This window comes from Ruegeria arenilitoris (genome assembly GCF_013032445.1).
In the GTDB taxonomy this organism is placed as follows: domain Bacteria; phylum Pseudomonadota; class Alphaproteobacteria; order Rhodobacterales; family Rhodobacteraceae; genus Ruegeria; species Ruegeria arenilitoris_F.
Window position 1 is genome coordinate 163,516 of sequence record NZ_WQCA01000005.1, and the last position, 22,382, is coordinate 185,897.

At 57.9% G+C, this 22,382-nt stretch carries 23 protein-coding genes; 10 read left to right on the top strand and 13 right to left on the bottom strand.

What is annotated here, in order from left to right:
* Nucleotides 1-137 precede the first annotated feature (137 nt).
* The 4 genes from GOW98_RS08680 (at nt 138) to glmM (ending at nt 4,354) form a co-directional block, all read left to right on the top strand.
* Nucleotides 138-779 carry a cell wall hydrolase gene (locus tag GOW98_RS08680; RefSeq protein ID WP_170331011.1) on the top strand — a complete coding sequence of 214 codons (642 nt, stop codon included), beginning with the start codon at nt 138-140 and terminating at the stop codon, nt 777-779.
* A 281-nt stretch (nt 780-1,060) separates the two neighbouring features.
* A complete protein-coding gene (locus GOW98_RS08685) occupies nt 1,061-1,981 on the top strand; it encodes a dihydroneopterin aldolase (RefSeq protein ID WP_170331013.1) in 921 nt (306 codons plus the stop codon).
* A complete protein-coding gene (gene folP / locus GOW98_RS08690) occupies nt 1,978-2,976 on the top strand; it encodes a dihydropteroate synthase (RefSeq protein ID WP_170331015.1) in 999 nt (332 codons plus the stop codon). The genes GOW98_RS08685 and folP overlap by 4 nt, the downstream gene beginning before the upstream one ends.
* A 34-nt stretch (nt 2,977-3,010) precedes the next feature.
* Complete coding sequence (gene glmM / locus GOW98_RS08695) at nt 3,011-4,354, top strand: phosphoglucosamine mutase (RefSeq protein WP_170331017.1); 1,344 nt, start codon at nt 3,011-3,013, stop codon at nt 4,352-4,354.
* Here the strand turns inward: glmM and GOW98_RS08700 are convergent.
* Nucleotides 4,351-5,253, bottom strand: a complete 903-nt coding sequence (locus GOW98_RS08700; protein WP_170331019.1) for a DMT family transporter — start codon at nt 5,251-5,253, stop codon at nt 4,351-4,353. The two genes, glmM and GOW98_RS08700, sit on opposite strands and share 4 nt — an antisense overlap.
* 77 nt (nt 5,254-5,330) lie before the next feature.
* Nucleotides 5,331-6,353: a ketol-acid reductoisomerase gene (gene ilvC, locus GOW98_RS08705; protein ID WP_170331022.1), complete on the bottom strand. Its 1,023-nt coding sequence runs from the start codon at nt 6,351-6,353 to the stop codon at nt 5,331-5,333.
* Nucleotides 6,354-6,484: 131 nt separating this feature from the next.
* On the opposite strand from ilvC, the gene GOW98_RS08710 reads away from it, so the two are divergent.
* Together GOW98_RS08710 and GOW98_RS08715 are read left to right on the top strand one after the other, a co-directional pair.
* Complete coding sequence (locus GOW98_RS08710) at nt 6,485-6,940, top strand: Lrp/AsnC family transcriptional regulator (RefSeq protein WP_170331023.1); 456 nt, start codon at nt 6,485-6,487, stop codon at nt 6,938-6,940.
* Nucleotides 6,937-7,395 carry an Lrp/AsnC family transcriptional regulator gene (locus GOW98_RS08715; protein ID WP_170331026.1) on the top strand — a complete coding sequence of 153 codons (459 nt, stop codon included), beginning with the start codon at nt 6,937-6,939 and terminating at the stop codon, nt 7,393-7,395. The genes GOW98_RS08710 and GOW98_RS08715 overlap by 4 nt, the downstream gene beginning before the upstream one ends.
* A gap of 6 nt (nt 7,396-7,401) precedes the next feature.
* Here GOW98_RS08715 and GOW98_RS08720 read toward each other — a convergent pair whose 3' ends face one another.
* On the bottom strand, nt 7,402-8,103 hold the full coding sequence (locus GOW98_RS08720; RefSeq protein WP_170331028.1) for a GntR family transcriptional regulator: 702 nt from the start codon (nt 8,101-8,103) through the stop codon (nt 7,402-7,404).
* Between the two features lie 233 nt (nt 8,104-8,336).
* On the opposite strand from GOW98_RS08720, the gene GOW98_RS08725 reads away from it, so the two are divergent.
* Nucleotides 8,337-9,464 carry an aminotransferase class V-fold PLP-dependent enzyme gene (locus GOW98_RS08725; protein WP_170331030.1) on the top strand — a complete coding sequence of 376 codons (1,128 nt, stop codon included), beginning with the start codon at nt 8,337-8,339 and terminating at the stop codon, nt 9,462-9,464.
* A gap of 22 nt (nt 9,465-9,486) precedes the next feature.
* On the opposite strand, the gene GOW98_RS08730 is transcribed toward GOW98_RS08725, so the two are convergent.
* The 3 genes from GOW98_RS08730 to GOW98_RS08740 all read right to left on the bottom strand — a co-directional run bounded on the left by GOW98_RS08730 (nt 9,487) and on the right by GOW98_RS08740 (nt 11,740).
* Nucleotides 9,487-10,683 carry a UbiH/UbiF family hydroxylase gene (locus tag GOW98_RS08730; RefSeq protein WP_170331032.1) on the bottom strand — a complete coding sequence of 399 codons (1,197 nt, stop codon included), beginning with the start codon at nt 10,681-10,683 and terminating at the stop codon, nt 9,487-9,489.
* 76 nt (nt 10,684-10,759) lie between these two features.
* The gene (locus tag GOW98_RS08735) at nt 10,760-11,008 is read right to left on the bottom strand and encodes a hypothetical protein (protein WP_170331034.1); all 249 of its coding nucleotides are present in this window, start codon (nt 11,006-11,008) and stop codon (nt 10,760-10,762) included.
* A gap of 87 nt (nt 11,009-11,095) precedes the next feature.
* Complete coding sequence (locus GOW98_RS08740) at nt 11,096-11,740, bottom strand: pyrimidine 5'-nucleotidase (RefSeq protein WP_170331036.1); 645 nt, start codon at nt 11,738-11,740, stop codon at nt 11,096-11,098.
* A 100-nt stretch (nt 11,741-11,840) separates the two neighbouring features.
* On the opposite strand from GOW98_RS08740, the gene GOW98_RS08745 reads away from it, so the two are divergent.
* A complete protein-coding gene (locus tag GOW98_RS08745; protein WP_170331039.1) occupies nt 11,841-12,488 on the top strand; it encodes a GntR family transcriptional regulator in 648 nt (215 codons plus the stop codon).
* A 3-nt stretch (nt 12,489-12,491) separates the two neighbouring features.
* Here the strand turns inward: GOW98_RS08745 and GOW98_RS08750 are convergent, their stop codons facing one another.
* Both GOW98_RS08750 and carA read right to left on the bottom strand, forming a co-directional pair.
* On the bottom strand, nt 12,492-14,366 hold the full coding sequence (locus GOW98_RS08750; protein WP_170331042.1) for a glycosyltransferase family 2 protein: 1,875 nt from the start codon (nt 14,364-14,366) through the stop codon (nt 12,492-12,494).
* Between the two features lie 84 nt (nt 14,367-14,450).
* Nucleotides 14,451-15,617 (bottom strand): glutamine-hydrolyzing carbamoyl-phosphate synthase small subunit, encoded by a 1,167-nt coding sequence (gene carA, locus GOW98_RS08755; RefSeq protein WP_170331052.1) that lies wholly within the window; start codon nt 15,615-15,617, stop codon nt 14,451-14,453.
* Between the two features lie 183 nt (nt 15,618-15,800).
* On the opposite strand from carA, the gene GOW98_RS08760 reads away from it, so the two are divergent.
* Nucleotides 15,801-16,286: a GatB/YqeY domain-containing protein gene (locus tag GOW98_RS08760; protein ID WP_170331054.1), complete on the top strand. Its 486-nt coding sequence runs from the start codon at nt 15,801-15,803 to the stop codon at nt 16,284-16,286.
* Between the two features lie 25 nt (nt 16,287-16,311).
* Here the strand turns inward: GOW98_RS08760 and GOW98_RS08765 are convergent, their stop codons facing one another.
* The 4 genes from GOW98_RS08765 to ctaD all read right to left on the bottom strand — a co-directional run bounded on the left by GOW98_RS08765 (nt 16,312) and on the right by ctaD (nt 20,395).
* On the bottom strand, nt 16,312-16,803 hold the full coding sequence (locus GOW98_RS08765) for a DUF2244 domain-containing protein (RefSeq protein ID WP_170331056.1): 492 nt from the start codon (nt 16,801-16,803) through the stop codon (nt 16,312-16,314).
* Between the two features lie 44 nt (nt 16,804-16,847).
* Entirely contained in the window at nt 16,848-17,447 is a 600-nt protein-coding gene (locus GOW98_RS08770) for a 2-hydroxychromene-2-carboxylate isomerase (protein ID WP_170331065.1), read from the bottom strand.
* Between the two features lie 105 nt (nt 17,448-17,552).
* Nucleotides 17,553-18,581, bottom strand: a complete 1,029-nt coding sequence (locus tag GOW98_RS08775; protein WP_170331067.1) for a bestrophin family protein — start codon at nt 18,579-18,581, stop codon at nt 17,553-17,555.
* 155 nt (nt 18,582-18,736) lie between these two features.
* Nucleotides 18,737-20,395, bottom strand: a complete 1,659-nt coding sequence (ctaD, locus tag GOW98_RS08780; RefSeq protein WP_170331069.1) for a cytochrome c oxidase subunit I — start codon at nt 20,393-20,395, stop codon at nt 18,737-18,739.
* A 304-nt stretch (nt 20,396-20,699) separates the two neighbouring features.
* Here ctaD and GOW98_RS08785 point away from each other — a divergent pair, with 304 nt between their 5' ends.
* Nucleotides 20,700-21,119 carry an HIT family protein gene (locus GOW98_RS08785; protein ID WP_170331071.1) on the top strand — a complete coding sequence of 140 codons (420 nt, stop codon included), beginning with the start codon at nt 20,700-20,702 and terminating at the stop codon, nt 21,117-21,119.
* Nucleotides 21,120-21,695: 576 nt separating this feature from the next.
* On the opposite strand, the gene lipB is transcribed toward GOW98_RS08785, so the two are convergent.
* Complete coding sequence (gene lipB, locus GOW98_RS08790; RefSeq protein ID WP_170331073.1) at nt 21,696-22,358, bottom strand: lipoyl(octanoyl) transferase LipB; 663 nt, start codon at nt 22,356-22,358, stop codon at nt 21,696-21,698.
* Between the last annotated feature and the right edge of the window lie 24 nt (nt 22,359-22,382).

Here is a 22,382-nt window from a genome sequence, read left to right on the forward strand (position 1 = left end):
GAATTGATTTTCCTCACGAGCGATTTTCCACTTGCATTTTTGTTGGAACTAGACGTCTTCGCCGGACTGCGCTAAATGCCTCGTCGCGCCCGCCGGGGGAGGGTACGGCGCGATTTGTGCCTGTGCGAGGTTATCTGATGCTACGATACATACTGGCTGCTGCCACATTGGCGGCAACCGTGCTGCCGAGTGTGTCTTTCGCTGAAAAGGAAGCCACCGATACTACGAAACGCGAACTTGTCGCACGGAGCGAACTGCCCGGACAGAATTTTCGCGACTATCTGAATCTGTTCAAGCCACGCAAAAAGCTTGAGCCAGTTGAAATTTCGTATTCGAAGAACTGGCTGGATCAACAGCCCACGGCTTCCGGAGACGAACACTTCAAATGTCTGGCCGAAGCGCTGTACTTTGAGGCGCGCGGTGAAAGCGTTCGGGGACAGTTCGCTGTGGCCGAAGTCATTCTGAACCGCGTCAAAAGCAGCCGTTTTCCAAATTCACTGTGCGGTGTGATCAAGCAAGGAACTGGCAAGAAGTATCAATGCCAATTCACCTATACTTGCGATGGCCACAAAGAAGTAATCCGCGAAAAAAAGGCCTATGAACGGGTGTCCAAGGTTGCGCGTGTCGCGATTGATGGTGTCGCCAAGGAACTGACCGAAGGGGCCACCCATTACCACACAACTGCGGTACGCCCGTCGTGGTCGCGCGTTTACAAGGAAACGGCGCGAATTGGTGTACATATCTTCTACAGGCACAACTACCGAACCGCGAGCAACTAAAAAGCACACCCGCGCTGTTAGATTGGCAGCGCGGGGTGCTAAAATTTGGCCAATTGCGGACGTTTAGGCGGTTCCTGTAATGGTTTGCAGTTTCCGATCAATCGGTCGACAGATTAGGCGGGTGTCAAATGTCGGGGCATAGTGCACCGCAGGCGGTTCTTTGGGCTCGCGCTATACAACGCCGCATTCGATGTCTGGAATGGCGTTTGAGGCGGTGTTATACGCCCGCTCATCCTATAGTTTTGGCTGATCAACCCACCAAGCCCGAAAAGGTCTGTCGTATGAGCTCTGAAATCCGTCTTGCCTTTGCGCACCCGTCCGAGCGGTCCGAAGCGACTGCAACGCGCGGTCCGCTGGATCGCATCTCATTGCGCGACCATATCGTTGAGGTCGAGATCGGCGCTTTTCAGGCCGAACGCGGAACCACTCAGCGCATCTGCTTTAACATCGTGGTCGAAGTGCGCCCGTTGACCGACCCGATCGATGATGACGTGGATCGTATTCTGTCCTACGACCGCGTGACCGAAGCGATTGCTCATGAATTGGCGGCAGAGCGGCTGAACCTGCTTGAGACACTCGCGGATCGCGTCGCAGAACGCATCTTGCTTGAACCGCAGGCCGTAAGAGCTTTTGTACGCATTGAAAAACTGGACCGTGGTCCCGGCGCTCTGGGCGTTGAGATTGTGCGCGGCAAGGACAACATCCATCACGATGTGATCGAGGAAGATCGCCCTCATCCGCGGTTGGTATTCTTGTCGAATGAAGCCATTGCGTCGTCCAACCTAACCGGGTGGATCGACCAGTTGGAGAATCGCCAGCGCCCTCTGATCCTGTGCGTGGGCGCTGCTGATATGACGGTGCCTCAGACAGGGCACGTGATGACGCAGCGCCGGATTGATTTACTGGCGATTGAGCAGAACGCCTGGGTGCTTGCCGCGCGGGACCATCGCTGTGTGGTGGTTTCGACACGGACCGAATTGGACTGGGCGATGAAGAATGGCCAGATCTGCGTCTGGGCACCATCCAAAGTCGTACTGGATGCAGTTGATGGTCCCTCGGCTGCGCCATCGGACGCCGTCGCCTTGGCTGCGTGGTTCGCGGCTACCTTTGAGGCCAGCGAAATGATGGTGATCGGCGGAGCCTTGCCAACAGCGCCGAAGACGCCTCTGCGCGCCATTCCTGTGGATCAGGCGCAACTGTGACCGAATACTTCCGACCGCTTGTGCAGCATGGATCGGCCCGCCCGGACGGGGCAGTACCTCTTGCCGGTCAGACTTTGTGGTTCACACATGCCGAACGGCTGTCGCGAACAGAAGCCCCGAAGGTTGTTGCGGCGCAGGACGTTCCGGGCGATGTGCTTGCCCGCCTGACGGGGCCGCGGGCCGAAATCTCCGGACTGGCGATGGACCAACCCCAGATCATGGGTATCCTGAACGCGACACCGGACAGCTTTTCCGATGGCGGCGTGCACAACTCGGTCGAGGCGGCAGCTGCTGCGGCAGCACAGATGGTGGCGCATGGGGCCAGCATTCTGGATATCGGTGGCGAGTCGACACGTCCGGGGGCCTCTTACGTGCCGGAAGACGAAGAAATCGCACGAACCCAACCTGCTATTGAGGCCATCCGTTCCAACACACAGGCTCTGATCTCCATCGACACCCGCAAGGCCAGCGTTGCGCGGGCGGCATGGGATGCGGGGGCGGGGCTGATCAACGACGTCTCAGGCTTCACCTTTGACCCGCAGCTTGCTCCGTTTTGCGCCGAGGTCGATGCCCCGGTCTGCGTGATGCACATGCAGGGCGATCCGGCCACGATGCAGGACGACCCGCAATACGACGACGTGCTTCTGGATGTATACGATTTCCTTCAGGGAACGGCGGCGCAGTTAGAGCAACTGGGCCTGAACCGCGACCGGATCGTGATTGATCCGGGTATCGGGTTTGGCAAGACGCAGGATCATAATCTGACCCTTTTGCAAAATCTCAGCCTGTTCCATGGAATCGGTTGTTCGATTCTGCTGGGTGTGTCGCGCAAAGGGCTCATCGGGCAGATCGGCCAGGAACCGCGCAAGGACGCGCGTGCGCCGGGATCAATTGCCGTTGCTTTGGCAGGATTGTCTCAGGGCGTGCAAATCCTGCGGGTTCATGACGTGCCTGAGACCGCTCAGGCCTTGCGTCTGTGGGCCGCCGTCCGGTAATCCCTTCACAGGCAAGAAATTACGGAGTGACATGATGCGCAAGCTGTTCGGAACCGACGGGGTGCGGGGCACCGCCAATACCCATCCGATAACGGCCGAGATGGCCCTGCGCATCGGCGCTGCCGTCGGACGGTATTTCCGCCGCAATCAATCCGGCGCGCACCGGGTGGTGATCGGCAAGGACACGCGCCTGTCCGGGTATATGTTGGAGAACGCGCTGACGGCGGGTCTGACCTCGACCGGGATGAATGTGCTGTTGTTGGGCCCGGTGCCAACGCCTGCTGTTGGGCTGATGACCCGGTCCATGCGTGCGGACCTGGGTGTGATGATTTCTGCCAGTCACAATCCGGCGGATGACAACGGCATCAAGTTCTTCGGCCCCGACGGGTACAAGTTGTCCGATCAGGCAGAACTGAAAATCGAACGTCTGATAGAAGAGGGGGTTAAACCCGCGCAGGCTCAAAACATCGGCCGCGCGCGCCGCGTGGATGATGCGCGGTTCCGCTATGGCGAGCGGGTGAAGTCTTCGTTGTCCCGCGACTTGCGTCTGGACGGTCTGAAAGTGGTGGTCGATTGCGCCAACGGCGCCGCACACCGCACCGCGCCCGAGGTTCTGTGGGAATTGGGCGCCGATGTCATTCCGGTCGGGACCGCGCCGAACGGTAAGAATATCAACCTGAATTGCGGCTCGACCAAACCTCAGCTGGCGGCTGAAACGGTTGTGGCCCATGGCGCGGATGTTGGTATTTGCCTCGACGGCGACGCTGACAGGGTCGTGATGGTCGATGAACACGGGCAGGTGGCTGACGGGGATCAGCTGATGGCGCTGCTGGCGACTAGCTGGGCCAAGGCCGATCGCCTGGAAGGTGGTGCACTGGTTGCGACGGTCATGTCTAACCTCGGGCTGGAACGGCACCTTGCCACGCAAGGGCTGCGACTGGAGCGGACGGCTGTTGGCGACCGCTATGTCGTTGAACGGATGCGCGAAGGCGGATTCAATCTGGGTGGAGAACAGTCCGGCCATATCGTCATGAGCGACTATGCCACCACCGGCGACGGCCTGATGGCCGGCCTGCATTTCCTGTCTGAGATGGTGCTTTCGGGCCGCAAAGCGTCCGAGCTGTCGGTTCAGTTCGAAACCGTTCCGCAACTGCTGAAGAACGTTCGGTATCAAGATGGTCAGACCCCGCTGGAAAACAGCACCGTTAAGGCCGCAATCGCCGATGCCGAGGCGCGCCTGAATGGACAAGGGCGTCTGCTGATACGCAAATCGGGCACCGAGCCTCTGATCCGCGTGATGGCGGAATGCGAAGATGACGCTCTGCTGACGCAAGTTGTCGATGGTATCGTGGCCGAGGTCGAGGCGGTTGCAGGTTAACGCCCCAGCAGCATCTTTCGCAGACTGAACCACTGGCTGATCGCCAGCCCGGTCAGGATCATGATCAGCGCGATGTAGAACCGCAGCGGCAGCGCCTCGGACAGAATCCAGGCGCCGAAGATCATCGACCAGATCGGCACCTGATAGTTGACCAGCGTCAGGAAGACGGACCCGGCGCTGCGAATGATCGAAACACGCAGCAAAGTGGCAAAGGCGGTGGGCAATAGGCCCAGTGCGATGATCGCCAGGCCGGGGCGTGTGCCCTCCCAGCGGGGCAGGCCTTCGGTCACCAGCATGATCGGCAATAACAGCGCCGCGCCGACGACCAGTGACAACGCGGCCAGAGCGACAGGGTCAACCGGAGGACAGCGCCGGGTAAAGATTGAGGCGCAGGAATAGCACAAGGCTGCCCCGATACAGGCCAGTTGCGCCAAAGGTTCCGCCCCCTGTCCAATTTGCGTCAGGCCGGGGCCGATCAGCACCAATGCACCGCAAAACCCCAGCGAGACCCCAAGAAATCTGCGCAGGTTCAGCGGCTCATCGGAAAAGAAATGCGCCAGTGGAAGCACCATCAGCGGAATGGCCGCCATCGACAGGCCCGCAAAGGCCGAGGCCACGTATTGCTGCCCCCAACTGAGCAACATGAAGGGCAGCGCGGTCGACAGCAGGCCGATGATGGTGATGTACCACCAGAGTTTCGGGTTGCCCGAAGGTAGCTTGCGCCCGGTCAGTGCCATCATCCCCAACAAGGTCAACGCCCCCAACGTGGTGCGTGCGGTGGCAACGGTGACCGGCCCGTACCCCTCAAGCGCCATGGCAACCACCATGAACGTCCCGCCCCAGATGAGGCCCAGAGAAATAACGCCGCTCCAATCGCGGGAAGTGGGTTGGTCAACCATGTTGCGCCTTGAGGTCAGGAGCTGTTGAGACAAAAAGGGCGGCCGATTGGCCGCCCCTTCGTAAAGAACTGTCGGGATTAGTTCTTTTCTTTGTCGACCATTTTACCGGCCGAGATCCAGGGCATCATGGCGCGCAGTTTCGCACCGGTTTCCTCGATCATGTGCTCGTCATTAGCGCGGCGCGACGCTTTGATGGTCGGCTGACCAACAGCGTTTTCCAGCATGAAGTCGCGAACGAATTTACCCTGTTGGATGTCGTTCAGAACCTCTTTCATGCGCGCTTTGGTCTCGTCGTATTTCAGGATGCGCGGGCCGGTGACGTACTGACCGTACTCGGCGGTGTTCGAGATCGAGTAGTCCATGTTCGCGATGCCGCCTTCGTAGATCAGGTCAACGATCAGCTTCACTTCGTGCAGACACTCGAAATAGGCCATTTCCGGCGCGTAACCGGCTTCGACTAGCGTTTCAAAGCCGCAGCGGATCAGTTCGACCAGACCACCGCACAGAACGGCCTGTTCACCGAACAGGTCGGTTTCGCACTCTTCGCGGAAGTTGGTTTCGATGATGCCCGAACGACCGCCACCGATGGCCGAGCAGTAGGACAGGCCGATTTCCAGCGCTTTACCGGTTGCGTCGTTGTGGACGGCGACCAGGCAGGGCACGCCGCCGCCTTTGACGTATTCGCCACGCACGGTGTGGCCGGGGCCTTTGGGGGCCATCATGATGACGTCGACGCCTTCCTTCGGCTCGATCAGGCCGAAGTGAACGTTCAGGCCGTGGGCGAAGGCGATGGCCGAGCCGGGCTTGATGTTGTCATGCACGTATTTCTTGTAGGTCTCTGCCTGCAGTTCGTCGGGCATGGTGAACATGATGACGTCGCACCAGGCTGCCGCTTCGGCGATGCCCATGACCTGCAGACCTTCGGCTTCGGCTTTCTTGGCCGATGCGGAACCTTCGCGCAGAGCGACGACAAGGTTCTTGGCACCCGAGTCGCGCAGGTTCAGCGCGTGGGCGTGACCTTGCGAGCCATAGCCCAGAATGGCCACTTTTTTGTCTTTGATCAGGTTGATGTCGCAATCGCGATCGTAATAGACGCGCATGATTCCGGTCCTTTCTGTTACGGTTGCTGCGCTTTTAGTTCGGTCTGGTGTGGTTGGCGAGCGTTGAAGCATTGTGTATTTGTCAAAAAGATGAAAAGTTATTCGCGTTAACCTGAAAAAGTGTAGAATTCATGCTTGATGACATGGACCGGCGCATTCTGCGCCATCTGCAGGCCGAACCGACCCTTTCGATGGCCGAATTGGCCGAGCGGTGCGGGATCAGCCAGGGCGTGTGCTGGCGCCGGGTTGAGAAGATGCAGGCCTCGGGTGTCATTCAGGGGCAGGAGGCTGTGATTGACTGGGCCGCGCTTGGATATGCTGTCGAGGTCTCGCTGCGCGTGACGTTGGACAAGACCCAGCCCCGCGCCTTTGATGAATTCACTGTCGCTGCACGTGAAGTGTCCGAAGTGATCGAGATCCAAACCTTTCTGGGGCGGGTGGATGTACGTCTTTCGGTACTGGCGCGCGACATGACTCATTATCAGCAAATCTACCGCGACCGTATCCTGACCCTGCCACATATCGCCGATATCGAGGCGCTGATGCATATCGCGCGGGTAAAGCGAAACGAGGTCTTGCCGGTATGATCGAGCTTGATGACACCGACCGCCAAATTCTGCGTGCGCTGGTGCAGGACGCAACGCAAAGTGCCGGTGCTCTGGGGCGGAAACTCGGATTGTCCCAGCCAGCGACCTGGCGGCGTATCAGGCGGCTTGAAACAGCAGGAGTCATCAGGGGCCGCCGCCTGCGTCTGAATGCCGAGGCTTTGGGGTTCGGCGTGACGGTCTTTCTGGGCGTCAAACTGGCACGTAAAGGTCAGGTCAGTCTGGAAGATTTCGAACGCGCGGTCAGCGCCATTCCAGAAGTTCAGACGGTCGAACACGTCCTTGGACTGTACGACTACCGCCTGCGCGTGGTGGCGCGCGATCTGTCCGATTTTGAACGGGTTCTGCGGCGGCGGATCATGACTTTACCCGGCGCAGGCGACGTCGAAGCCAATGTTTTGCTGAGCGAAGAGCGGTTGCCCGGTCCGATCGGCTAGCCGGGATCAGTATTTGGTGCGGATGCAATAACCGGGATGGTGGGTCATCCGCGCGAAGGTCATCGGCACACCATCTCTCCAGGTTGTTCGCTCAAGCTGGATCATCGAGGTCCCGGCTGTTGTTCCCATGAACTCCGCAAGGCGTCCGTCAGCAGATATGGCGCAAAAGGCAACTTCGGCTTCTGTAAAGGGCGCGATGTTAAGCAGCCATTCATGCGGGCCCTGTGCATTGAGATCGGCATGTTCCACTTCGGGCACAGTGTCGATGTTGATCCAGCGCTCTTCCATCTGAAAGGGGCGGTTGTCGGCGTAATGCATGCAGATCACATGCAGCACACGTGCATCCGGTGAAACGCTAAGCTGTGATGCCAGCCAACCGGGGCTGGGCACGACGTTCCGTTCCACCAGAGAATAGCGGTAAGTCGAATTCTGATTCTCTACGGCTTGACGCGCCAGTGAAAATTCGAGTTTCGCGTGTTTTCTGGGTTCCTTTTTGACCCGCGTGCCGCTCTTGCGCTTGCGTTCAACAAATCCTTGTTCAGCCAGTTCGCGTAGGGCGCGGTTTACGGTTGCACGTGCGCAATTGAATTCTTCCGCAAGTTGTGTTTCCGTCGGCAGTAAAGATCCTTGTGGCCAAATTCGGTTCTCAATACGACGTTTAACTTCGTCCCGTACGACCTGAAAACTAATCCGCTTTTGAGCAGTCACGTGAAGTAAAGCCTTTCTTCTACAAAGTGTATGTATCTGTTCAGAAACACCTCTGGGTGTAAAGGGGTGATGGTACTACTTAGCGTCACTTAGGTGGTCAATTAGTGCAATTTTGGGTCTGTTTTTCACGGGGAAATAAAGTTCCGTTGCGTCAATTGTCGGCGCAAGATAACTGCGTTACCAATCTCGGCATTAATTTCAGCTTGCCCGAGTACTGTTTGAAAGGACAAATCATGCCGGCGCTTTTGGATAGCATTGACCCCAACGGGCTTGAGGAATTCTCGGTCGTTTTCACGGATCGTTCCTTGAACCATATGTCGGTTCGGTTTCAGACCGTTATGCGCGATATCTCGACGATGTTGCGGGATGTTTACAACGCGGATGGCGTTGCGGTGATTCCGGGTGGCGGGACCTACGCAATGGAGGCTGTGGCCCGCCAATTTGCGCGTAATGCCAATGTGTTGGTTGTGCGCAATGGGTGGTTTTCCTACCGCTGGAGCCAGATCATCGAATCCGCAACGCTGACGGCTTCTGCCACAGTTTTGAAGGCACAGCAGACTGGGAACTCCAGCCCGTCCCCGTTTGCGCCGGCGCCGATCGAAGAAGTGGTATCAACAATCCGAGAGCAACGTCCGGATGTGGTGTTTGCGCCGCATGTGGAAACCGCTGCGGGCCTGATTCTGCCGGACGACTATGTGACGGCTATGGCCGAGGCGGCGCATGAGGTTGGCGCGCTGATGGTGCTGGATTGCATTGCATCGGGTTGCGTCTGGGTCGACATGAAGGCAACGGGTGTGGACGTGCTGATCTCGGCCCCGCAGAAAGGGTGGAGCGCGTCGCCCTGCGCAGGGCTGGTCATGTTGTCCGAACGGGCTGAGGCGCGTTTGGAGGAAACCACATCCGACAGTTTTGCGGTCGATCTGAAGAAATGGCGTCAGATCATGCAGGCTTATGAGAATGGCGGGCACGCGTATCACGCCACCATGCCGACCGACGCGTTGCAGGCCTTTCGGGATACGATGGTTGAGACCCGTGAGTATGGCTTTGAAAAGCTGCGCGAGGCGCAATGGGCTTTGGGCAACGGGGTGCGGGCGATGCTGAAGGACAAGGGCATCGTATCCGTGGCCGCCGACGGGTTCGGCGCGCCGGGCGTTGTGGTCAGCTATACTTCGGACCCTGAAATCCAGAACGGCAAGAAATTTGCCGCGCTGGGGATGCAGATCGCCGCTGGTGTACCTCTACAATGTGATGAGCCCGAAGGTTTCAGCACCTTCCGTCTTGGCCTGTTCGGGCTGGACAAGTTGTATGACGTTGACGCCACAATCGCGCGCCTCAAACGCGTGTTGGATCAAGTCCTGTGATCTTCTGAGTGATCTGGGGGCCTCAACGAACGCCGAGGCCCATCTGCATCAGTGTTTTACGTACGGGCGGCAGGGAATACAGCGCATTCAGCCCCATCGCCCGCGCATCGCGCAAAGGCCGTGTCTCAATCATCGAGGCACGGTTCAACAGGTCGATACCTTTAACCCGCATCTCAATCTCGGTGTGGCGGGCCTTGTGGTAGGCGTCCAGCATCTGCGCGTCTCCTAGCCCTTCAGGGCGGGCTTGGGCCAGATCCAGCAGGCTGCGCAAGTCTCCCAAGGACATGTTCAACCCTTGTGCGCCGATGGGCGGGACCACATGGGCGGCCTCGGCCATCAGGGCGATTCGCTCACCCGACAGCCGTTCTGCCGACTGGCTGATAATCGGCCAGATGGTCCGGCGTGAGGCCAGCTTCAACGGACCGAACAACCCGCAGGACCGTTCGGTCATCAGAGCCTCAAACGCCTCAGGTTCGGTATTCAGCAGTTCAACAGCACGCGGTCCACGTTCCATCCAGACAATCGCCGAGGAGGGCTGATCCTGCCAGTCGGGCAGGGGGACCAGTGTGAAGGGCCCTCCCGAGCGGTGAATCTCGGTCGAGACGTTGTCGTGTGGAACCGGATGGGTCACAGCAAAGGCCAGCGCCTTTTGACCATAACGCGTGGTGCGTACGTTAATTCCCGCGGCTTCGCGCATCGGTGAATTGCGCCCATCTGCGGCAACCACAAGCTTGCAGCGGATACGGCTGCCGTCGCTCAGGCCCACACGGGCCTCGGCGGTGCGGGTGAACAGGCTGACAGTGCCGGTGCCGGGGCGGAAATCGACATTGGGCAATTCGGCCAGACGGGCCACCATCTCGCGGCGCAACAGCCAGTTAGGAAGGTTCCAGCCAAAAGGCTGCTCCGAAATGTCGGCGGCGTTAAAGTCACGTACTACGCGGGGTTCCGGTACGTCGCCGCCCGCGTCGACAATGCGCATGATCTGCAGGGGGGCGGCGTGTTCATCCAGCCGCTGCCACAACCCGCATTGCTCCAAAAGCCCATGTGCCGGTTGCAAAAACGCCGTGGTCCGCAGGTCGGACCCGTCCACGTCACGCTCGGTGATGGGCGGAGTGGGGTCGACGCAGACCACGTCGAACCCGGCAGTTCCAAAAGCCGCCGCAGCGGTCAGTCCGGCGATACCTCCGCCGGAAATCAGGATGTCACAGCTGTCTTTCATGGCATTGGTCTCCGAGTCTTGGGCAGAAACTAGTTCGGTTCCAAGCCGGGTGCCAAGTGACATCCTGTCCCGTTTCTCAGCCGCGCGAAATCAGGATGAGAAGGATGAACATCATCGGCACCATCATGACAGCCGGGATATAAAGCCCTGGCAGGCCAAACAACAGGGCCGAGCATCCCCACATGCTAACGATCGCGGCAGCTGTGTAATACCAATCTTCGGCCTCACCATTTGCGGCATCCTTGGCCAACCAGCCAAAAACGGGGATTGCAAACAACAAGCGCTGCCAAATAGGCAGGCGCCGAGGCATCTCGATCGCGCTCATGGGATTCTCCAGTTCTGTTCGTCGCTGAGGCGCATATAGGGGCGATGCTGCACCTGCAAAATGTGCAGATCGTCGCAGTGTGACAGCCTATCGCAGACGCGCAAGAAACGCAGTCAGATCGTCTGTATGATGGTGGATATGGTCGGCCTCGTGCGGCTCGGGCGCGACGTGAACCGTGCGCATTCCCATCGCGTGCGGGGCGGCCAGATTGCGCGGATCATCCTCGAACATCGCGGCCTTGGAAGTGTCGATTCCATCCTGTGCGAAGATTGCCTCGAACGCGGCTTTTTCGGGCTTTGGTTTGTAGCCCGCGTGCTCGACGCCATAGATCGCATCGAACATGCCACTGAGACCTCGCGCATCCAGAACACGTTCTGCATAGGGCGCACTGCCGTTGGTATAGACGATACGCCGCCCGGGCAGGGACCGGATGTGATCGGCCAGTTCTGCGTCAGGGTCCATGTGGCTCATGTCTACCTGATGAACTGCGTGCAGATAAGGATCGGGGTCCAGATCATGCTCGGCCATTAGCCCGGCCAGCGTGGTGCCGTATTGCCGCCAGTAATGCGAGCGCAGCCGATCCGCTTCAGCCCGGTCCACGCCGATGGCCTGCACCACATAATCCGTCATCAGCACCTCGATCTGATCGAACAGGCGCATGTGCGGCGGATAGAGTGTATTGTCCAGATCGAACACCCATTGGGTGACGTGGGAAAAGGCAGGTTTGACCATGAGTTTGGTTTAGGGCGCGGGGCATTGGTTTTCAATGCTGCTCTTGATCCTGAGGGCAAGTGACGGATAGACATGTTCGAACGAGGAGACAAACCACCCAATGCCCCAATCCAGACAGCCGTCCAAAGATGCCTACAGCCTGATACTCGAAGCGATTGACGTGGGCGTTTACAAGCCCGGCGACCGTCTGGTCGAAAGCGAGTTGGCCGAACGGTTCGGAGTTTCCCGCACGCCGATCCGCGAGGCTCTGCAGCGGTTGGAAACGCAATCCCTGCTGGAACGCGATGGGCGGTCGCTGATTGTGGCGTCTCTGGACCACAACCAGATGGCCGAGCTCTATGTAGTTCGGCGAGAGTTGGAAGGGCTGGCCGCAAAGTTGGCCGCCAAACACGCCACCGAAGAAGAGATCAAGGTGTTGCAGGATATGGTCGTTGCCGATGACGCGCTGGTAGATGATCCGGCTGCCTTGTCGCGGGCAAACCGGCGGTTTCACGAGCAAATCCATCTGGCCTCGCACAACCGCTATTTGGTGCAGCAACTGGACCTTGTACATCGCACCATGGCGCTGATGGCCACGACGTCTCTGGCGGCACATGGTCGTGGCGAGATCGCGCAGAGCGAACACAAGGGGATCGTCGACGCAATCGCCGCCCGTGACGAAGAGGCGGCCGGACGCGCCCTCAAGGATCACATCTCGGTCGCCTTCATGACGCGTCTGAAACAGGATGCTGTACGGCGCGAAAACTGATTTTCAGTGCGGCAGGGTCTCTTCGCTGGCCTGACCGTGTTGCGTTTTGTCCCAGAAGAACGGGTCGAGCACCAGTTCCCAAAGGGCTTTGTATGCGGCCAAAACGCCCAACGGGAAATATAGCGGCATTGTCGGGACCCAAGGTAACAGGAACCGCCTTTCGCGTGCAGACACCGCTATTGCGCCGATCAGTGCATTGACGGCTTCTGCAAAGAGAAACAGGCTGAATAGGGCGGTCAACCCGGCGTTGGAGTGGATCGGATCAAACGGGCTGGGCAGGCCGAAGGATATCAGCCAAAACAGCCACAGCACCGGGGCCAGCAGGAATTGACCGACGGTTCCAAGAAAGAACGCCTGTACGCCCAAAAACCGCAGTGGGCCCAAATCGCTTAGCAATTGTTTGGGTGAGCGCATGTGAACAAGGTAGGTGACCATGAACCCCTTGAGCCAGCGAGAGCGTTGCCTCACCCAGGGCCAGGCACGAAAGTTCGCCTCTTCAAAAGTGGTGGTGTTCACCAACTCAGTGCGATAGCCCGCCCTGCTTAGACGTACGCCCAGATCGGCATCTTCGGTGACGTTATGGGCATCCCACCCACCGAGTTCCAGCAGCTTGTCGCGCCGGAAAAAGAAGGTGGTCCCACCCAGCGGCACAACGAGCCCAAGTTTGGAAATGCCCTGCAGGACAACCCGGAACCAGCTGTTGTACTCGATAGTAAAGCAACGTGAACGCCAGTTGGTTCGGGGGTTGTAATAGTCCAGAACACCTTGAAGGCAGACCACCTCTTCATCAGCTTGGGCAAAGTGCCGGACAACCCGCTCGATCTGGTCAGGTTGCGGCGCGTCTTCTGCATCCCAGACACCCAGAATATCACCCCGGCAGAAATCCAGTGCAAAGTTCATTGCACGGGGTTTGGTTGTCAATCCGTTCAGGGCAGGCACCTCGACGGTTCTGATCCAACTCGGCAGATCGACCTTGGCCAGGGTGGACTGCGTCACCTCGTCGGATTCTTCCAGAACCAGTATAACATCAAGCAGGGCTTTGGGGTAGGTCAGCCGCCGCAAGCGCAAGATCAGGGCGTCGGCTATTTCCCTTTCTTTGAAAAGCGGCACCATTATGGACACGCAAGGCAATACTGGCGGATCGCATTCAGCCAAAGCCTTGGGCGTTAGGTATTGTAGGTGCCAGATGTAGCTCAGCAGACCAGACAGACGTAGGGTTAGAAACAGGATCAGGGTGACTACGGCAGCCATCACAATAACGGCAAGCCCGACCAGAGGAAGGGTCGAAAAAAGCGCTAATACAACCCCGAGTGCGGTTGCGTATGCGGCACGGGAAAGCGGGGTCCAGGATCGGCAGCTATGGTCTATGTGCACGCGGGCTTCGGCCGCTTCGGCCAGAGGGGTTGAGAACATGTCCGCGATTGCCCCGTCGATCTGTTCTGCGGCTGCAAGTACGGGAATGACTGTGTAACCGACATCTGCCAAGTCGTCGCGCACGCTCGGGAACAGATCGGGTCGCGCCGTTGCCACCAGCAGGATCGGTCCCATGCGACGCCAGGGAATGACATTATGGGCCAGCCAGAAGTCAGCGGGTTTGATCTGACACAATTTCTGAGACGGCGGAGAGTTGTCCAGATCGGCAATCTGCAAGCCGGATTGATGGGACAGCGCTTCCAGCACGTCCTGACGTGTGACCCAACCCTCGGCGACAAGTATTTCACCAAGCGGAGCTTGCTGCCAGGATTGCAGAAACAGCGCTTCGTCCAGCTGCGCCTTTGTGATCAGGCCGCGATCGACAAGGCACGCCCCCAAAGGTTTTCGCTCCTGAGCAGGTATCGGCGCGGCGTGCGCGAAATGCTGCAGGTTCAATTCGACCATAAAGAAACAACCCTGACGCGGTTAGCAGGCGTCAGGGTTGCTCAATATTGGTTAACAGCGGGTTAACCCTGTTCCATCGGTTGTTTAGGCCGTGGCTTTCTTGTTTGCCATCGCATCTGCAAAACGCTCGAACAGGTAGAAACTATCTTGCGGGCCGGGCGACGCTTCGGGGTGATACTGGACCGAATAGACCGGACGGTCTGTCATACGAATGCCGCAGTTCGATCCGTCAAACAGGGAACGATGGGTTTCCATTACGCCCTCGGGCAGGGACTGCGCGTCTACCGCAAAGCCATGGTTCATCGAAGTGATCTCGACCTTGCCGGTGTCCAGATCCTTGACCGGGTGGTTCGCACCGTGGTGGCCGTGGTTCATCTTGACGGTCTGACCGCCCAAGGCCAGCGCCAGCATCTGGTGTCCCAGGCAAATGCCAAAGACCGGTAGGTCGGTGGTGTCCAGAACCTCTTTGATCATCGGAACGGCGTATACACCGGTGGCCGCCGGATCGCCGGGGCCGTTGGACAGGAAGACACCATCGGGATTGTGCGCCAACACTTCCGCTGCGGTTGTGGTGGCGGGCAGAACGGTTACGTCACAGCCAGCCGAGGCGAGACAGCGCAGAATGTTGCGTTTAGCGCCGAAATCCACGGCAACCACTTTGTGCGCGGGGGCTTCCTGACGGGTATAGCCGTCGGGCCAGGCCCACCGCATCTCATCCCAGCGATAGCTTTGGGCGCAGGTGACCTCTTTGGCCAGATCCATGCCTTCCAGACCAGCAAAACCGCGCGCAGCAGCGACCAGAGCTTCAATGTCGAAATTGCCATCGGGATCATGGGCCAGCGCCACGTGCGGCGCGCCTTGCTGACGGATGGCGCGGGTCAGGCGGCGGGTGTCGACGCCGCCGATGGCGATACGTCCACGACGAGCAAGCCAGGTTTTCAGTTCTTCGGCCGAGCGCCAGTTCGAAGGCTCGGTCGGGTTCCATTTGACAACCATACCGGCGGCAACCGGATCACCGGTTTCGTCATCTTCGGGGTTCACACCGACATTGCCGATATGGGGAAAGGTGAAGGTCACGATTTGCCCTGCATAAGAAGGATCGGTCATGATCTCCTGATAGCCGGTCATGGCGGTGTTAAAGCACAGCTCGGCCACGGTCTGACCGGTGGCGCCGAAGCCCATCCCGTAGAACAGTGTACCGTCGGCCAATGCCAGACATGCGGTGGGCTTGGACGGGGCGTTCTGGGCCATCGGGCGACTCTCCTGCTGGGTAAATCGGCGCATAACTAAGGGGGTTGTGGCGCTGGGTCAAGTCTGTTCAAATTTTGCGCTATTGAGGAAAATCAATGGGTTAGCAATATTCACTTCTGGTTGTGTCGCGCTTTTTGTTTCGATATGGTCGGGGTTCCTTTTCCATGGGGATGGACAGATCATATGGATATGCGATCACGAGTGAACTCCGCTCTGAAGCTAGCAATGAAAGACAAAGATGCCGAACGTCTGTCGACGCTTCGGTTGATTAACGCTGCGATCAAAGACCGCGATATCGCTTCGCGGGCATCTGACAACGAAGAGGCCAAGGGCTGCGGCGACGCTGAGGTTCTTGAAATTCTTGGAAAAATGACCAAGCAGCGCAAGGAAAGCGCCCGCGCCTATGAAGAGGGCGGAAGACTGGACCTGGCCGAACGGGAACTGCGCGAGGTCGAAGTTATCGAAGAGTTCCTGCCCAAGCAGTTGGACGAGGATGAGGTATCCAAAGCTATCCAGACGGCAATCACCGCGACAGGGGCAGGATCGATCCGCGACATGGGCAAGGTGATGGGCGAACTCAAGACCCGCTATACCGGCCAAATGGATTTCGGCAAGGTCGGTCCGATGGTCAAGGATCATCTTTGCGCCGCGTCCAACGGCGGCTGCTGACAGAACTCAAATTCTGAAGCTAAGCTCACTGCGCGACTGGCTCGCGCAGTTTTTTCATCAGGTCGCCGTAAAGCGCGATGCGCTCTTCTTCGGACAGGAATGCGCCAATCTCCACTTCGCGCCCGTCGCCGACCAAAGTGACATAGTGCGGTACAGGCCCGTCTTTTTCATGCATCGCTGGACGTGCCCAATAGCGATTGCAGGACCATTCCTGCTGTTCTCTGCCCGGCGTATGATGGACCAATCGAGCCTGTGTTCCACTGAGTGTCAGAACTTCGAACACACTGCGCGCGCGATAGTTGGTCTGAATGGCCAGCCACAAGCCTAGAACGGTAATCAGAAGAAAGGGCAGCAACCCCCACAGGATGACCGACCCCAGCACTGCCATCAGTGGAATCAGTCCAAATAAGAACACCGACAGGATCACAATCATCGCCCCACGCCGCGGCAGCGAGTTATGCGGCCAAAGGCGCAGTTCCTGTTCGGTTTCAGAGGTCTGATTCCATCGATAGGGCATGGCTGAAAGCTAGCGCAATGATGTGGCGTGTCGAAGGCAAAAGATCAGGTTACGTGGCCAACTCGGGCCCAGGATAACGCGTCGTCCAATCGGTCATCCCCCCAAAACACTTCGCTGCGAACAACAAGGCTCGGGGCACCGAATACCCCAAGTTTTGTCGCGATCTCTGTTTCGGCCTCAAGCGCGGCTACCGTTTCGGGGCTGCGGGCGCGGGCCAAAACCAGTCGTGGGTCTTGCTGGCACCTGTGCAAAGCCTCAGAGATGGCGGTTTCGCTGCCAGCTTCGATGCTTTCTTCGAACCAGATACGATACAATACCTGAGTGAAGTTCTTTCCCCAGCCATCGCCCATGCCCAGAAGGGCGACCTGATTGGCCAGCGGCAGGTCTGAGATCGGGTAGGGCGCGGGCAACTGAGCATGAATGTGGTACTTTGCGGCTCGGCGCTCGATATCCCGCCACATATACGCGGACTTCACCGGCTTGCCAGCAAACGGAATGTTCTGCTGTTCCTGCATCACGTTGCGCACGTTGAAAGGCCGCCACGTCACCGAGGTGCCATGTTCCACGCACCAATCATCCAAACGCATGATTGTCAGAAAACTGTAGGTGCTGCCAATGGAATACCAAAAATCAATATCAGGCATGTAATCACTCCGATCTCAGAGTTTCTGCCTGTATAATACCCTAAAACAGTCAGTTTTTCGATATTTGCCTTAAGTCCTTTGTCGGCCCGAATGTTGGGGCTCGGTTCACAACAGTGCTTTTTCGACCGGTTGAACGGGTCGAGGTGCTTGACCGCAACCTGTCATCTGGCGGATGTCGATCTCGATTGTCCGGCACATCGCCGAGATCGGAACATCGGTAACGTCCCCTTCAAATGGATCTTCCATCGAGGCGCTGACACGTTCTGTCACAAAGAAGATCCAGCAGACCAGAGCGCCGACCGGAGCAAAGGTCAGCCAGTCGGTCAGCACTGTTTTCATCAACGCTGCGTCAGTCCCCGCCATGATTGAGCGTTCATCATTGAATGCCAGAGGCAACATGAAGATGAAGATCCAGCTGAACAGCCGACCAACTTCAGCGACCTGCCGTGGGAAAGGAGTATTCTTGATCCGTTCGCACTGGCCTTGTGCCGCTGTAAGCCGTGCCAACCGATCCATCAAGGCCACATGCCAGAACGAGTCGATCTGCCCCTTTTGAGCCATGTCCGACAGCCTCCGGGCTTGCAGGTTTAGGAGGTACGCGGCGCGATTGGTCTTACCCTCCATGTGGGGTAAATCCGATTTCAATTGGTGGTTCTGCCAGCTTTCGGGCAATTGATGCTGGTCTGTCCCTTTGGAGATGCTCTTGTGCCCGAACAACCAAGGCATACGTTTGCGACCTGTCGAGGAGGGCTGGCGCAATTGATAGGCCAGCATGTTCAGCCACGCGATGTGCCGTTCAATCAATTCACTGCGTAGATCATCGTCAATCCGAGAGCCATTGGGCTGGACCAGAGTGCTGACAGTGTTGGCCCAGTCCCGGCTTGTATTGGCAATGTCACCCCAGACCCTGCGGGCTTCGGTCCAACGTCCATAGGTCGAAGTATTCTTGAATCCCAGAAAGAAAGCCACAGCTAGACCCAGCATCGCGACTGGTGGGCTGGGGTTTGATATTAAGTCAATTGGTGTGAGCTCATCCACCACCTGAACCAAAAAAATCCAGGCAAGAACCAGACAGATAAAACCTACCGATCCCTTGAGCAGTTTTCGAACCGAAATGCCGTCGTGAAGTAACATGGGCTGTGAATTTCCGCCGGGACCTGATGGATTTCAATTCCTTAATACTATTCGCACCCCGTCGTTTGTGTCCATGTTACCGGTGGCTAAGGCGATTTGACCAAGAAAAAGCCCCGCGCAAGGCGGGGCCATGGTCGTTCTTTGAATGGGTGGGATCAGTGCGCGTGGCCTTTGTCCCAGTCCTCCTGCTTTGGCAGTTGCTCGAACGTATGCTCGGGCGGCGGCGAGGGCAGGGTCCATTCCAGCGTGTCCGCGTATTCGTTCCACGGGTTCGGACGGGTCTCTTTCGCGCCACGCAGCAGGGCGTAGATCACGATGCCGAAGAACAGCAGGAACGAGGCGAATGAGATAAACGCACCAATCGACGACACGAAGTTCCACTGCGCGAACGCTTCAGGGTAATCGATATAGCGGCGCGGCATGCCCTGACGGCCCAGGAAGTGCTGGGGGAAGAAGGTCAAGTTGGCGCCGATGAAGAACAGCCAGAAATGAACCTTGCCCCAGAATTCCGAGTACTGACGACCGGTCATCTTCGAGAAGTAGAAGTATACACCCGCGAAGATGGCAAAAACGGCACCCAGCGACATCACGTAGTGGAAGTGTGCAACCACGTAGTAGGTGTCGTGATAGGCGCGGTCGATACCGGCCTGAGACAGCACAACGCCCGTTACACCGCCAACGGTGAACAGGAACAGGAAGCCGAAGGCGAACAGCATCGGTGTTTTGAACTCAATGGAGCCACCCCACATGGTCGCAATCCACGAGAATACCTTAACACCCGTCGGAACCGCGATGACCATCGTGGCCAGCATGAAGTAGGCCTGCTGACGCAGCGACATGCCAACGGTGTACATGTGGTGCGCCCACACGACAAAGCCCAGAACACCAATCGCGATGATCGCCCAAACCATCGGCAGGTAACCGAAGATCGGCTTGCGCGCGAAGGTCGCGATGACGTGGCTGATGATGCCAAATCCGGGCAGGATCACGATGTACACTTCCGGGTGGCCGAAGAACCACAGGATGTGCTGATACAGGATCGGGTCACCGCCACCGGCTGGGTCAAAGAAAGTGAAGCCAAAGTTGCGGTCCATCAGCAGCATGGTGATCGCGCCTGCCAGAACCGGCAGCGAAAGCAGAATCAGCCATGAGGTAACGAAGATCGACCAGCTGAACAGCGGCACCTTAAACAGGGTCATGCCCGGGGCACGCATGTTCAGGAAGGTGGTGATCATGTTGATCGCGCCGAGGATCGAGGAGGCGCCCGATACGTGTACGGCGAAAATCGCAAGGTCCATGGACATGCCGCCCTCGGTCGTGGACAGCGGTGGGTAGAGAACCCAGCCTACGCCTGAACCCAGCTGGTCGTTACCACCGGGGCTGAGCAGCGAAGCCACGCCCAGCGAGGTACCGGCGACATACAGCCAGAAGGACAGGTTGTTCATCCGCGGGAACGCCATATCCGGCGCACCGATCTGCAACGGCATGAAATAGTTGCCAAATCCGCCAAACAGGGCAGGGATGACAACGAAGAACATCATCAGAACACCGTGGTAGGTGATCATCACGTTCCAAAGATGACCGTTGGGGGTACATGGGTCGGCCATGAAGCCTTCCAGGCACATGTACTGAACACCGGGGTGCATCAGCTCGAGCCGCATGTAAACGGTCATCATAACCGAGATCAAACCGGCCAGAGCCGAAACGATCAGGTAGAGAATCCCGATGTCCTTGTGGTTGGTCGACATGAACCAGCGCTGGAAAAAGCTGCGCTCGTCTTCATGGCCATGACCATGAATGGCTGCGTCTGCCATTATAGGTGCCTCCTGTTGCAACTGACCGCGCAGCCAGACCTCTCCGGCGCGCGGTATTATTGCTGGTTTTAGATTGCGAAAGAGGCGCCTTCAATGGCCGAGTTTGATCTGGATCAAGATTAATTGTCGCGGGTCGGAGGAAAATCCGCGAAATCCTGGCCATGAACACGGCATATCTGGCAATTGCTTCTATTATTTCAAGGGGCCGCAAACGATCATTCGTACAGCGCGGCAGAGTTCCGCCTTGACCCTTGGGTATGTGCGCCGCAGAACTACTCTCAATACCCGAAATCGGAGACTTGATATGGCCGCTTACGATCCCGACAACATTTTCGCCAAGATCCTTCGCGGAGAGATCCCCTCGACCCGCGTGTACGAGGATGACGTTACGTTGGCTTTCATGGATATCATGCCGCGGTCAGATGGGCATCTGTTGGTGATCCCCAAAACGCCCTGCCGAAACCTGCTGGACGCATCACCCGAGCAGCTGGCCGCCGTAACCTCAACGACGCAGAAACTGGCGAATGCGGTGGTCAAAGCCTTTGACGCCGACGGCGTCACCGTCCAGCAATTCAACGAGGCCGCAGGCGGGCAGGAGGTCTTCCACCTGCATTTCCACGTCTTGCCGCGTCACGAGGGTGTTTCGCTGCGTGCTCCGGGGCAGATGGGAGATTTCGATCTGATCGCGCAGCACGCGGAAAAGATCAAAGCGGCTCTGGCCTGATCATTGCTTGCTATCGTGTGGCTCCAAGCGTGTGTTGTAGTCGCCGAAAGCGCAGCGCATGGTTCAAACATGGTCGTCGCCACAGTATCAGCCTGCGGTGTTGCGAACCTGCTATAAGGACGCATCTTGGGATAGCGGCCCAGCTTTGGACGGATGCGGGAACCATGTGGTCGGCTATGAAAGAAGCGCTGAAATCCGGGGTTGGGATTGATCACATGGCACCGTAGCTGGAACGCGTCGATCGAACCAGAACGGGGCTATCGATTAAGTCATGACGGATTGCGGAAGGGCTTGAACGGAATTGCCGTTCCGATTTGGGGTCGGAACGGCAGACTCGTAACCAAACACTTGACCGAATACCCGGTCTACCCAGGATCACCGGTTTAACACACCACTCACTCTAGAACGGTACATACAGAATACCCCTTAACGCGCGCTGTGTATTCCTCTGAGTGAGCTTTCCGCCCGATTTTCCTAAATTTCAGAGGAGAAATCGTGGATTGCGTTTAATTTCGGAAACAAAGGAATTTGCGGAGGGGTATTGTTGGCCTCGTCGCTGAGAGGCCGCGATTCGAATCAGGGGCCGGTGCCGACTGACTGGAAGCAGTCCGAGAACGTGTTCTGCAAGGCCACATCAACGTCGTCCATCGTCACCGGAAGGCCCAGATCGACCAGTGACGTGACCCCGTGTTCGGTGATACCGCATGGGACGATACCCGAAAAATGCTCAAGATCCGGTTCGACATTAATGGAAATGCCGTGAAAGCTAATCCATTTGCGCAGGCGCAGGCCAATTGCGGCGATCTTGTCTTCGGCTGGCTGGCCCGCAGCTGTTAGTGGCTTGTCGTCCCGGCGCACCCAGACGCCGACGCGACCGTCGCGGATTTCACCGTGCACGTTGAATTCTGACAGCGCAGCGATCACCCAGTTCTCCAGCTTTTTGACAAAGCCGCGCACATCTTTGCCACGCTTGTTCAAATCCAGCATGACATAGGCCACGCGCTGACCGGGGCCGTGATAGGTGTATTCCCCGCCGCGTTTGGCCTCATAGACCGGGAACCGATCAGGGTCGGTCAGGTCTTCGATCCGGGCCGAGGTTCCTGCCGTATACAGCGGCGGATGTTCCAGCAACCACACGCATTCGTCCGCCTCGCCTGCAGCGATCGCAGCCACCCGCGCCTCCATAAAGGCGACGGCTTCGGTATAGTCGGTAAGCCCGTCGGTGATTTTCCATTCCATGGCGGTTCCATATCGTGCAGGTGC

Coding starts and splice junctions, on each gene's coding strand:
- GOW98_RS08680 (WP_170331011.1), top strand. CDS start 138: ATGCTACGATACATACTGGCTGCTGCCACATTGGCGGCAACCGTGCTG.
- GOW98_RS08685 (WP_170331013.1), top strand. CDS start 1,061: ATGAGCTCTGAAATCCGTCTTGCCTTTGCGCACCCGTCCGAGCGGTCC.
- glmM (WP_170331017.1), top strand. CDS start 3,011: ATGCGCAAGCTGTTCGGAACCGACGGGGTGCGGGGCACCGCCAATACC.
- GOW98_RS08700 (WP_170331019.1), bottom strand. CDS start 5,253: ATGGTTGACCAACCCACTTCCCGCGATTGGAGCGGCGTTATTTCTCTG.
- ilvC (WP_170331022.1), bottom strand. CDS start 6,353: ATGCGCGTCTATTACGATCGCGATTGCGACATCAACCTGATCAAAGAC.
- GOW98_RS08710 (WP_170331023.1), top strand. CDS start 6,485: ATGCTTGATGACATGGACCGGCGCATTCTGCGCCATCTGCAGGCCGAA.
- GOW98_RS08715 (WP_170331026.1), top strand. CDS start 6,937: ATGATCGAGCTTGATGACACCGACCGCCAAATTCTGCGTGCGCTGGTG.
- GOW98_RS08725 (WP_170331030.1), top strand. CDS start 8,337: ATGCCGGCGCTTTTGGATAGCATTGACCCCAACGGGCTTGAGGAATTC.
- GOW98_RS08730 (WP_170331032.1), bottom strand. CDS start 10,683: ATGAAAGACAGCTGTGACATCCTGATTTCCGGCGGAGGTATCGCCGGA.
- GOW98_RS08735 (WP_170331034.1), bottom strand. CDS start 11,008: ATGAGCGCGATCGAGATGCCTCGGCGCCTGCCTATTTGGCAGCGCTTG.
- GOW98_RS08740 (WP_170331036.1), bottom strand. CDS start 11,740: ATGGTCAAACCTGCCTTTTCCCACGTCACCCAATGGGTGTTCGATCTG.
- GOW98_RS08745 (WP_170331039.1), top strand. CDS start 11,841: ATGCCCCAATCCAGACAGCCGTCCAAAGATGCCTACAGCCTGATACTC.
- GOW98_RS08750 (WP_170331042.1), bottom strand. CDS start 14,366: ATGGTCGAATTGAACCTGCAGCATTTCGCGCACGCCGCGCCGATACCT.
- carA (WP_170331052.1), bottom strand. CDS start 15,617: ATGGCCCAGAACGCCCCGTCCAAGCCCACCGCATGTCTGGCATTGGCC.
- GOW98_RS08760 (WP_170331054.1), top strand. CDS start 15,801: ATGGATATGCGATCACGAGTGAACTCCGCTCTGAAGCTAGCAATGAAA.
- GOW98_RS08765 (WP_170331056.1), bottom strand. CDS start 16,803: ATGCCCTATCGATGGAATCAGACCTCTGAAACCGAACAGGAACTGCGC.
- GOW98_RS08770 (WP_170331065.1), bottom strand. CDS start 17,447: ATGCCTGATATTGATTTTTGGTATTCCATTGGCAGCACCTACAGTTTT.
- GOW98_RS08775 (WP_170331067.1), bottom strand. CDS start 18,581: ATGTTACTTCACGACGGCATTTCGGTTCGAAAACTGCTCAAGGGATCG.
- ctaD (WP_170331069.1), bottom strand. CDS start 20,395: ATGGCAGACGCAGCCATTCATGGTCATGGCCATGAAGACGAGCGCAGC.
- GOW98_RS08785 (WP_170331071.1), top strand. CDS start 20,700: ATGGCCGCTTACGATCCCGACAACATTTTCGCCAAGATCCTTCGCGGA.
- lipB (WP_170331073.1), bottom strand. CDS start 22,358: ATGGAATGGAAAATCACCGACGGGCTTACCGACTATACCGAAGCCGTC.